This window comes from Micromonospora sp. CNZ286, from assembly GCF_014207755.1.
Genome location: NZ_JACHIZ010000001.1, coordinates 3834858 through 3845643 on the forward strand (window position 1 = coordinate 3834858; position 10786 = coordinate 3845643).

General features: G+C 66.5%; 5 protein-coding genes. 2 read left to right on the forward strand and 3 right to left on the reverse strand.

Features of this window, described 5'->3' with window-relative positions; all coding sequences use genetic code 11:
• Positions 1-14: 14 nt before the first annotated feature.
• Positions 15-1325, reverse strand: coding sequence for a recombinase family protein (locus tag FHX31_RS17390; RefSeq protein WP_221488092.1), 1311 nt, complete (start codon positions 1323-1325; stop codon positions 15-17).
• Between the two features lie 36 nt (positions 1326-1361).
• On the opposite strand from FHX31_RS17390, the gene FHX31_RS17395 reads away from it, so the two are divergent.
• A complete protein-coding gene (locus FHX31_RS17395) occupies positions 1362-2621 on the forward strand; it encodes a type IIL restriction-modification enzyme MmeI (protein ID WP_184976782.1) in 1260 nt (419 codons plus the stop codon).
• Between the two features lie 15 nt (positions 2622-2636).
• Here FHX31_RS17395 and FHX31_RS17400 read toward each other — a convergent pair whose 3' ends face one another.
• Both FHX31_RS17400 and drmD read right to left on the reverse strand, forming a co-directional pair.
• Entirely contained in the window at positions 2637-6722 is a 4086-nt protein-coding gene (locus tag FHX31_RS17400; RefSeq protein ID WP_184977809.1) for an Eco57I restriction-modification methylase domain-containing protein, read from the reverse strand.
• Positions 6722-9892, reverse strand: a complete 3171-nt coding sequence (drmD, locus tag FHX31_RS17405; RefSeq protein ID WP_486481683.1) for a DISARM system SNF2-like helicase DrmD — start codon at positions 9890-9892, stop codon at positions 6722-6724. Before drmD ends, FHX31_RS17400 begins: the two co-directional genes overlap by 1 nt.
• A gap of 430 nt (positions 9893-10322) precedes the next feature.
• On the opposite strand from drmD, the gene FHX31_RS17410 reads away from it, so the two are divergent.
• Entirely contained in the window at positions 10323-10784 is a 462-nt protein-coding gene (locus FHX31_RS17410) for a hypothetical protein (RefSeq protein ID WP_184976783.1), read from the forward strand.
• The last annotated feature ends 2 nt before the right edge of the window (positions 10785-10786 follow it).

Consider the following 10786-nt stretch of genomic DNA (forward strand, 5'->3'; position numbering starts at 1 on the left):
CGCGAGCTTCGGATCTACGCCGCCACGGGAAGATCGTCCTGCCGGCTGGAATCTGAGAGCCTCCACTGGACCAGTACGCGCTCGTCGTCGAAGTAGCGCCCGACGACGCCACGACGGATCCGCAGGCTGTCCAGCTGGGTGAGGAGCACAGCTCGGCGGGCTACCTCGTCAGTGCCGGCGGCGGCCCAGCTCTGCTCGACGGTCGCGTCGCCGAGCAGCTCGCTGCCGCGCTCCGCCATCAGGCGCTGGACGAGATAGGGGTCGAGGGCTGCGCGGCCAATGGTCTGCCTGCACGTCGGGCAGTAGAGAACGGGGCGCTTCTGGTTGGTCCCGCGGCACATGTACGCGTCGCAGTCGTCGCAGCGCGCGACACGCGACAGGAACGGGCTCGTCGTCTGCCGGTCGCGTCGCTTCCGGGCCTGCGGGCTGGTGCGCGAGTCGAGCATGTGCTGCAACACCGCGAACGCCTCGCAGTTGATCACGGCCAACGACTCGTTGATGACCGGTCGGCCGTGCTCGTCACGGACCACCGCGAAAGGGTCCACGCGCTTGGCGCTCTTCGCCCTGCCCGGGTTATGGGGTGTCATCCCCGCCAAAACCGGGTTGCGAAGCAGACCATCGACAGTCTGACGGTTCCAGGTGACGGCGGCGTTCTTTTCGCTCTGCCGACGAGGAAGCGGCGCGCCGTTGTCGCTCAGCCACGTAGCGATCGCGTTGACGGTGGTGCCCTGCAGCGCCATCGCGACCGCCTCCGCGAGCCAGCGGACACGCTCGGGGTCCTTGACCAACACGCGGCCCGGGCCGGCCGGGTTCGCGATCGATCGGTAGCCGTACGGGATGCCGCCGCCTGGCCACCGGCCGTCCTTAAGCAGCTGCACTCGTGCTGCACGGACACGTGCCCGAATGGCCTCAGCCTCCATCTCACCGAACACGGCGAGCATGACCGCGAACGCACGGCCCTGCGGGCTGGTCATGTCGATCGGGTCCTCGACCGCTACAAGGCCCGCGCCACGCATCTGCAGGGTCTCATCGGCGTGGAGGAAGTCGAGGACGCGCCGTGCAAGCCGGTCCACCTTCCAGATGATCACGGCGTCGAACTCGGCGGCCCCGAGAAGCGAACGCCAACCCTTGCGGTCTTCCGGTCGGTTAGCGGTCGCGGAAACGCCGTCGTCGATGAACTCACCGACGATCTCCCATCCGCGCGCCTCCGCATACCTACGGCAGGACTGGAGCTGCCGAGCGATCGAAACGGACTCTTCCTTGGTGACACTGAGGCGGGCGTAAAGAACGCAACGGCGCGCGTGGGTCGGATTCATGTACGTCATCAGAGGCACATTCATTGGCGGAATGCAACCTCACTCTTGCAGGCGAACGGCACCCTCGGCCTGATCGCCACGAACACCGTCGCCCAGGGCGACTCCCGCGAGGTCGGCCTCGACGCCATAGTCGCCGCCGGCTTCACCATCACCCGCGCCATACAGTCCCGGTCCTGGCCGGCAGCGAGCGCCAACCTCGAATACGCCGCAGTCTGGGGCACACTCGGCTCGGTCGCCGACGCGGTCCCGCGTGTGGCCGACGATGTGCCGGTCAGCCGCATCAGCACCCTGCTCGAACCGCAAGGCCGCGCCGCGGGCAATCCGATCCGCTTGATCGAGAACGCCGGCATCGCCTTCCAGGGCTGCATCGTGCTCGGGATGGGCTTCGTGCTCGACACGGCTGAAGCGCAAGAGTGGATTGCCACCGATCCACGCAACGCCGAGGTGCTCTTCCCGTACCTCAACGGCGAAGATCTCAACTCCCGCCCCGACGCCTCAGCCTCACGCTGGGTAATCGACTTCAACGACCGCACTGAAGCGGCGGCGGCGGCGTACGCCGCGCCGTACGCACGGATAAAAGACAGCGTCAAGCCGGAGCGCATGCAGAACAACCGAAAAGTCTACCGCGACTACTGGTGGCAGTTCGCGGAGAAGCGGCCAGCCATGCGCAAGGCAATCGCGGAGTTGCCTGAGGTGTTGGTCATCGCTCGTGTCAGCAAGACTGTCATGCCTTTGCGTGTGCCGACTGGGCAGATCTTCCATGAGAAGGTGGTCGTCTTTGCGACTGATTCCTTCGGAACTCAAGCCATCCTCTCCTCAAGCATTCACCAGTTGTGGGCCATCAAGTACGGCACGACCATGCGAACTGACGCGACGTACACGCCCGACATTGTCTTTGGCTCCTTGCCGCGACCTATGTCCACCGACCGCTTGGAGGCCGCCGGGCGTTCACTCGACGAGGAGCGTCGCGAGGTCATGCTTCGTCGCGAACTCGGCCTCACGAGGCTCTACAACCTCGTGAACGATCCCGGGACTCAGCGGGACAGGGACATCGACCGGTTGCGCGACATCCACGTCGAGGTCGACGAAGCGACCATGGCCGCGTACGGGTGGGATGACATGCACCTCGACCACAGCTTCAACTCATACCGGCAAGTGGAGCGATGGACGGTCGGCCCGGCCGCGCGCGTCGAGATCCTCGACCGTCTGTTACTGGAGAACCATCGCCGCGACGGAGTCCGGCCAAGTAGCCCAACCTCGGCTAGAAATCGCTCCCCGCTCGACGAATGCACTCTCTTCGACTGACGGAACCCGAACTGGTCAGAAGAGTGTTCCGCCGTATCCGAGTTCATCGACCCCCAAGGATGCGTCGATGCTGCTCCGTGGCGGTTGTCCGGCTCGGCGGTGGTTCTCTTCGAGGAGTCGGTCGAGAATGTCGACGCGGGCTGCAGGGCTCACGCTCCAGCGCTGCATTTGCCTAAATGCATGGAAGCCGTGACCGGGAGTAACATCGGACCAACCGTATGCATCTAGGACGGCGAGGTCGAGTTCCACGTGCAGTGCTCGCATGCGCGCCACATCCTGGTCGGCGGCATCGCTCAACTCGGCGTCGTTGACTAGGTTATAGAGCTTCGTGAGACCGAGCCCGCGTCGAAGCATGACCTCCCGACGCTCCTCGTCCAGAGAACGCCCTGCAGCTTGAAGACGTTCGGAAAAGGGCGGGCGGGGGAAGGTCTCAAACACGTCCGACGGCGAGTAGTTGATGTCCGCCCGCATCGTTGACGTGTACTTGACGACCCAAAGTTGGTGAACCGTCGATGACAGCACCGCCTGGTCCGCATACGAGTCCGTAGCAAAGACACCCAGCTTGTGGCTGAAGACCTGCACGTTCGCGACCCGGATGGGCATGACGGTCTTGCTGACAAGAGCGATGACCAACACCTCAGGCAACTCCGCGATTGCCTTGCGCATGGCTGGCCGCTTCTCCGCGAACTGCCACCAGTAGTCGCGGTAGACTTTTCGGTTGTTCTGCATGCGCTCCGGCTTGACGCTGTCTTTTATCCGTGCGTACGGCGCGGCGTACGCCGCCGCCGCCGCTTCAGTGCGGTCGTTGAAGTCGATTACCCAGCGTGAGGCTGAGGCGTCGGGGCGGGAGTTGAGATCTTCGCCGTTGAGGTACGGGAAGAGCACCTCGGCGTTGCGTGGATCGGTGGCAATCCACTCTTGCGCTTCAGCCGTGTCGAGCACGAAGCCCATCCCGAGCACGATGCAGCCCTGGAAGGCGATGCCGGCGTTCTCGATCAAGCGGATCGGATTGCCCGCGGCGCGGCCTTGCGGTTCGAGCAGGGTGCTGATGCGGCTGACCGGCACATCGTCGGCCACACGCGGGACCGCGTCGGCGACCGAGCCGAGTGTGCCCCAGACTGCGGCGTATTCGAGGTTGGCGCTCGCTGCCGGCCAGGACCGGGACTGTATGGCGCGGGTGATGGTGAAGCCGGCGGCGACTATGGCGTCGAGGCCGACCTCGCGGGAGTCGCCCTGGGCGACGGTGTTCGTGGCGATCAGGCCGAGGGTGCCGTTCGCCTGCAAGAGTGAGGTGACACGTAGGAAGAAGTAGGCGACGAGGTCGGCGCTGCCTCGGCGGCCCTCGGAAAGGATGTTGACGAACCAGTCGCGGACCGGCGTGCCCATGGCGCCGGTGAGCTTCTGTCCGCCAAGGAACGGGGGGTTGCCGATGATGGCATCGAAGCCGCCGTGGTCGACCATGACGTCGGCGGCCTCGATGATCCAGTGAAGTGGTTGCCAACGCTCGTAGTCGGTCTCGACAGCGGGTGTGAGGCCCCGGTCGATGATTGTTTCAAGCCATGCGCTGTCGGAGTCACCGCCAGCCGTGCCCGGGTATGCCTTTCTGGCAGCCATCCGCAAGTCCTCATACGCGGCGTCCAGAGTCTTGCCGGGTTTGCCACCGAGAGGGAGGCCCGCGCCGATGACGCCGTTTGCGATCTTCCGCAAGTCTGCCGTCACCTCGTGCAACTGCGTGAGCAGGCGGCGCTTCGCCGCGCTGGAGCGAGCCGGGTCAGCGTCGTCGACCGGCGACGCAAGGTCCTCACGGAGGGCGACAGCCTTGGCGATGATCGAGTCAACGTCAACGTCGACGACGTACGTGAGGTCGGTGCCGGACGCCAACCTCTTGGTAACCCACTTGGTTCCCTTGCTCGGATCGATGTGCAGGTTTCGGAGTTGGTCGAGCTTCGTGAGACCGAGCAGGGAGTTGCCGAGGAAGACCTTGTCATCGACGAACGAGAACGGCAGGTTACGGTCGAGAGATACAAGCCATAGCGAGAGTTTGCACATCTCAATGGCCATGTCGTTGATGTCGGCACCGTAGAGGCATTTCGCGATGACCTGGCGGATCGCGAGGGTGTAGAGGTCTTTGCGGGCTGCGTTCGCAGGGTCCTCGGTGGTCCAGGCTTCGACGACGCGCTCGGCTAGGTAGCGGGCGGCGGCGACGAGGAATGCCCCGGAGCCGCAGGCAATGTCGGCGATTTTGAGGCCGAGGATCTCGTTGGACGACTTGAGCTTCCACGCCGCCGGATCGGCTGCCTGGTGCGGGCCGGGCGCGTAGCAGAGCGGTTGGAGGGCGTGGAGCACGACCTGTTCGGCGAGGGACTTCGGGGTGTAGTGGGCACCAGCGTTTTTCCGCGATGGGGTTTCCCTGACGAGCAGGCCGCCGTCGAGGACGACGAACGGCCGCTTGCGCAGGTCGAGGCGGATCAGCCCGAGCCATGGCTTGACGCGGTCGCGCAGGGCGAGGTCGTCGCTAACGGCTTGGGTCAACGCGCTGACGATGTTCGGGTCGACGTCGGCGTCAACGGCTTTGGCGATGGCGGCTCGCGACGGCGGCTTGGCCGAGGGCTGATCCTGCTCCACCCAGGCGCGGAGGGCGTCGGCGAACTTTTTACGGTCAGGGTTCTTTGCAGCCAGCCCCTCCAGCAGGGCGAGCGGGATCTCGGGCTCTTCGCCGAGGCCGCCCTTGATGCCGACGGTGACCTCGCGGGCGACGGCGGCGGTGTAGCCGAGCAGTCCCTCGTACATGTAGCCGATCTGCTCGACATCGATGTCGCGAAACGAGATTCGCCGCGCTTCGCCCTTGATGGCGGCAATCTGCACGGACTGCAGGACGTGAAGCATGACGCGGTCCGAAACCGTGACGGCCAGGGTTCCCTCGTCGGTCGCAGCGGTGAGGAACGGGAACCGGGACGGATCGAACAGGGAGCCGCCGTAGGCGGGCATACGGATATTCTCGAAGGACGCGCCGTGGTAGAGGGCGTTGCTGGTCGCGAGAAGCCGGTGCCAGGTCAACGAGGTGGAGTCGAGGGCTTCCTCGCTCTCCTCGGTCCTGCGCGCGATGAGCTGATCGAGCTCACGGGCGATGCCGTAGCCCTGGTCGAACAGTTCGCCAGAGGGCAGCAGACCGCGCTCCTCGGCGAACAGGAGGAAGACGACGCGCATCATCACCGTGACGGCGGCCTCGTAGCTGTCGCGCGGGCGCGCCGGCAGCGGGTCTGGAAGGCTGCGTCGTCGGGCGTCGGCTGCCGACTCGGACATGGACTGGATGATCAGCTCGACGGCTCGCCGCACCTGGGCGCCCAGAGCCTCGGTGATCTCCTCGGCTGCGGCCACCGACTCCTCGAACAACACGGGGAGCCGGTCCTTCGGGTCGCCGCCGATCAGGTATGGCCGGCCGATCAGGGTGAGGAACGCATCCCGGGTGCGCGGTTCTTCGATCCAGGTCAGCGCGTCCACGATGCCAGAGGCCACCATTGAACCCTGGCGGGCGCAGACGAGTCCCCACCAGCGGCCGTCAGTGACAATGCCGATCGGGACGCGGCCGTCGCGCAGCATCGCCTCGAGGCGGTCGATCGGGTTGGCCGCCCACAGGTCGCCGGGCGTATCGCGCAGCGATTCGACGGGGTCAACGACGTGCACTAGCGCGCCGACACCGTCGGGACCGCTGAGCGACGCTTGCGCGCGCACGGTGACAGCCCGGTTGGGTGAGCACGCCTCCACGCCTGCCACTTCGCCCCACGACAGCGATTCGGCCCAGCCCGCGACATCGCGCAGGATCGTCTCGACCCACTTGTCGCGCACGACGCGGTAGGCGTCGAGGGCCTGCTCCGAATCCGGTGTACGGTCGAGGCGCTCCCACGCGGCCTCGAAGTCCTTGCGGGCATCGACCAATGCGGCCTTGCTTGCGTCGGACAGCGTGGGCATGCCCTGCGGCCACACGCGCTTCAGTGGCGGGATGGCGAGAAACGGGCCGTCAGTGTCGACCAGCTCCAGCCAGGCGCGGTGCTGGTCGGCGACGCTGGGGGCCGAGCGTCGGGTGTTGTAGCGGCGCACCATCACTCTCGCCACCCATCTGCGTCGCCGCGGGTCAGGGCGAACACGACGGCGGCTGCGGTCGTGTGCGGCTTGACCTCGGCGTACCGGTCGTTGATGGCGGCGATCTCGCGCGCCTGCTCGTCATCGAGTTCGTCCAGGCGGCGGGACATGGCCTCAATGTCGCGCCGCCACTGCCGCTGCTGGTCCGGGTCGGTGAACAGCTGCCCGGCGGTTGCGTCTTCCTCGGCGCGGAGGCGGGTGAGCGAGTCGCGGAGATTGGCGCGGAAAGCGGCGAAGATCTCCGTCGCCCGCTGCACGTCTGCGGCCTGCCTCCGGGCGAGTTGCTCGGTGACCAGGTCGTGTCGGCGGTCGGCGCGGGTGCGCATCGACTCTTCGAGTCGCAGGCGCAGCGGGGCGTCAGGCACGTTCCACAGGTCGCACAGCTGGTCGCGGACCCGCTGATCGGCCAGGGCGAGGTTCTCCCGGTCTAGCGCCTTATCGAGTGCCTCCTCTGCCCGCTCCTCGGCCATCGCGCGCCGTCCGCGCAGCCGGACGCCAGCAAGGAAGACCTCTTCGTGCAGCCGGACACCGCCGCGGCCGACGAGAACCATGCGGGTCACGGCGGCGACGAACGATTCATCAAGGCCGTCCACGACCACCGCCGTCACACGCCGAAGAGTCGAGTCGACGCTCCACAACGACCGGCGCAGCAGTCGTTGGGCCTTCTGCACGATCGGGTGGCCAAGGTGGACGTACACCAGGTCGGCTCTCCCTTCGGCGGCGTCCGGGTCGAAGGTGATGGGCCGCAGTACACCGGGATCGAGGCGAGTATCGAGGCCCCGGAGGGTGTCTCGCCAGCCTGTGGTGAGAGTCGGCACGGTGAAGACCTCGGCGTCGGTGTCCTGGGCGAACTCATGGTTCGGGATCAGGGCTTCCTGGTGGTTGAGCCGTAGCGCGGCGTCGACCACGCGGCGTAAGTTGGCCGGGTCGAGGTGCATCTCGGTGCGCTGGTCGTCGTAGCCCTGCTCCAGCTGGGTGAGGCGGGCGTTGAGTTCCATGCCGCCGGCCAAGGCGGCGTTGATGACCTCGTTGGTGTCGATGCCCCTGGACTTCTTCGTCGTACGTGTGCGGCGGCCAAAGTGGCTCTGGATCTCGTCACCGACGACCTGGTTGGCTGAGCCGAGGTCGTACTCGACCTGTGCGATCTTGCGGGCGATGATCTGCATGAACTTCAGGTCGGCACCGTATGTGGAGGAGTCCCGCACGGGCAGGAAGTGGAACACCTGCGGCTGTTCGGTCTGGCCGTACCGGTCGATGCGGCCGATGCGCTGTTCGAGCCGGGACGGGTTGAACGGGATATCGAAGTTGACCAGTCGGTGGCAGTAGGTCTGCAGGTCGATTCCCTCACCGGCGGCGTCGGTGGCGAGCAGCACGCGCACCGGCTCCTTCGACGGGTCGGCGGTGAACTGGGAGCGGATGTACTCACGCTGGTCCGGCGGGGTTGAGCCCTGGATCACCGCGAGCCGGTTGTCGCTGTAGCCGCGCTGGCGCAGCACGCGGGTGAGCCAGTCGACGGTGTGCGCGTACTCGGTGAAGACGACGACACGCTCGTTGGTCCAGCGCTTGCCGTCGGGACGGCAGTTCGCGTCGAGGAAGCCGATAAGCCGATCGACACGGGAGTCAGCGCGGCTCTCATAGCCCAGACCCCAGTTCATCAGGGTCTCTAGTTGCCCGGGTTCAGCTCCGACGAGCGGGTCGGAGCCCTTCGACTCGCGCAACCTCTCCGCCTCGTCCTGCTCCCACAAGCCCTCTTCCTCGTCGGACTGGCCCTCGCCGAAGATGTCGTCGTACTCGTCGTCGGACAGCCCGCGGCCGGCCTTCGATGACAGGTAGTGGCTCAGGGTCATACCGAAGGCGAACGGGCTGGACAGGAACCGCTTCTTCAGCAGCATTGTCACGATGTCGCCGCCGGGCTTGGTGCCGTTCAAACGTGCGCTCTTGGTGACGATCTCGTCCAGCAGCGAGAACATCCGCTGCTCGGACTCCGACGGGTCGAACTCGATCGTCCCGACTTGGCGTTTCTTGAACCCCTTACCGGTCAGGTCCGCCTTCAGCCGCCGGACCGTCACGTCCTTGAGCGCGGTGGGGTCGAGGTTCGCGCCACGGGCGAACCGCCGGCGGTCGATCATCTCCATCAGCGCCGTGAACGACTCGGGGTGCCCGTTGTGCGGTGTCGCGCTCAGGAACAGGCGATGCTCGCACTTCTCCGCGAGCTGCCGCACGGCGACCGTGCGCTGGGTGTCCACCGCGTACCCGCGCCCGCCGGCGACCATCGAGGGACTCGCTGGCGCCACATGGTGCGCCTCGTCGACGACGAGGACGTCGAAGGCGTACCGGCTGCCGGTCTTGGGGTTCGCGGCCTGCGCGTAGATGTCGCGCATGAGGCGCTGGGCCCGGACCTGCGGCAACCAGGCCATGCTCACGATCACCCGACGGAAGATCTGGAACGGGTTGGCCTGTAGACCGTGGGTGCGACGTACCTCAGCCATCAGTTCGGAGTTGACGATGGTGAACTCCAGGCCAAACTTCTCCCGCATTTCGTCCTGCCACTTCAGCGACAGGCTCGGCGGACACACGATGATCGCGGTGCGGGCACGGTGACGCAGGAACAACTCCTGGATCACCAGCCCTGCCTCGATCGTCTTGCCTAGGCCGACGTCGTCGGCCAGCAAGAGGTTCGCGCGCGGTGCCCCAAGCGCGCGGCGGAGCGGTTCGAGCTGATACGCCTCTACGTTCACCCCAGACCAGAACGGAGCCTGATAGCGGTTGGGGTCGGCGCTCGTGACGGCTCCCCACCGCATCGCGTCGATGAAGCCAGCCAGCGTCTCCGGGTCGTCAAAGCCATCGGCTTGAATCGCGTCCGGGAGGCCCTGCGCTGGGGCAACAGTGTGGCCGACTTCGAGTTCCCATACCACGCTGAGCTGCGCGCCCAGGCTGCCTTCATCGAGGGACAGCAGGTCGACGACGTGGCTCAGTTGCGCAACCGACTCGTCGGCCGGGCTACGCGGAAGACCCTGCGCCTGGACGTTGGACACAGCCCATGTCGAGCCGCGAACCTCGACCACCTGACCGGGTTCTGGCAGCGGCGGCAGACCGCGTCGAGCGGCCCTCACACCCTCGGCAGCAAACACAGCAGTATCCACCCTCAGTCACGGCTTAGATACCATCACGCGCTCTGACATCCAACTCATCACGATGGTTCGCGCGCTCACTTTATCTTCCCCCAAGAGCACGAGACCGGCTCTCTCCCCGCCGCAGGGCCTTGATACGTTCACGGCCGCCGCGACCACGGTCGCACGCCGGTACGCAGCGTCCTGGACTTGCCGTACCGGCGCGCCCGAGGCGAGCCAGGTCGCCGACAGGTGGCATATCTGGCACAACGTGGGCGAGGCGGTCGACAAGACCCTGCGCTCCCACCACGCCTGCGTGTGGGGCGGCTGACCGCCGCAGCGCAGGCCACCGCGCCCTCGCCGCCGCCGACCATCGAACAGCCCGACAGCCTCCGCAGTGGGCCGCCGCCAGCGGACGCCGACCCCGTGCCCAAGGGGATGCGCGACGTCTGTGGCCGCAAACGGTCGCTGGCCGCCCGCACGCGAGAGCGCTTCGCCGCTCGCTGTGCCGGAGTCGCTGGCCGAGGGTGCGTCGCTGTGGGCGATCAGCCGCCAACTCGATCTGGATCGCTCGACGGTGCGCCGCTTCGCCCGCGCCAACAGCATTGACGAACTGCTGGTCAAGGCCGTCAAACGCACCAGCCTGCTCGACGGGTTCACCGCCCGCTTGGCCACCCGGTTCATCGCCGGCGTCACCGACGCCGTCGTCCTGCACGCTGAACTGCAGGCGATGGGGTTCACCGGCAGCGTGCAGACCGTGTGCCGCTGGCTGCACCCGCTACGCGCAGCCACGCCGACCACACCGCCATCAATACGACCGGCGGTCCCGAAACCCCGCCACATCAGCCGGTGGATCATGACCGGCCCGGACCACCACCGGGGATCTACCAAGCTGACGGGGAGTTGGGCCTGAAC

What these genes read in the sequence shown, in the direction of transcription:
- FHX31_RS17390 (WP_221488092.1), bottom strand. Translation starts at nt 1,325, where the DNA reads ATGACGTACATGAATCCGACCCACGCGCGCCGTTGCGTTCTTTACGCC.
- FHX31_RS17400 (WP_184977809.1), bottom strand. Translation starts at nt 6,722, where the DNA reads ATGGTGCGCCGCTACAACACCCGACGCTCGGCCCCCAGCGTCGCCGAC.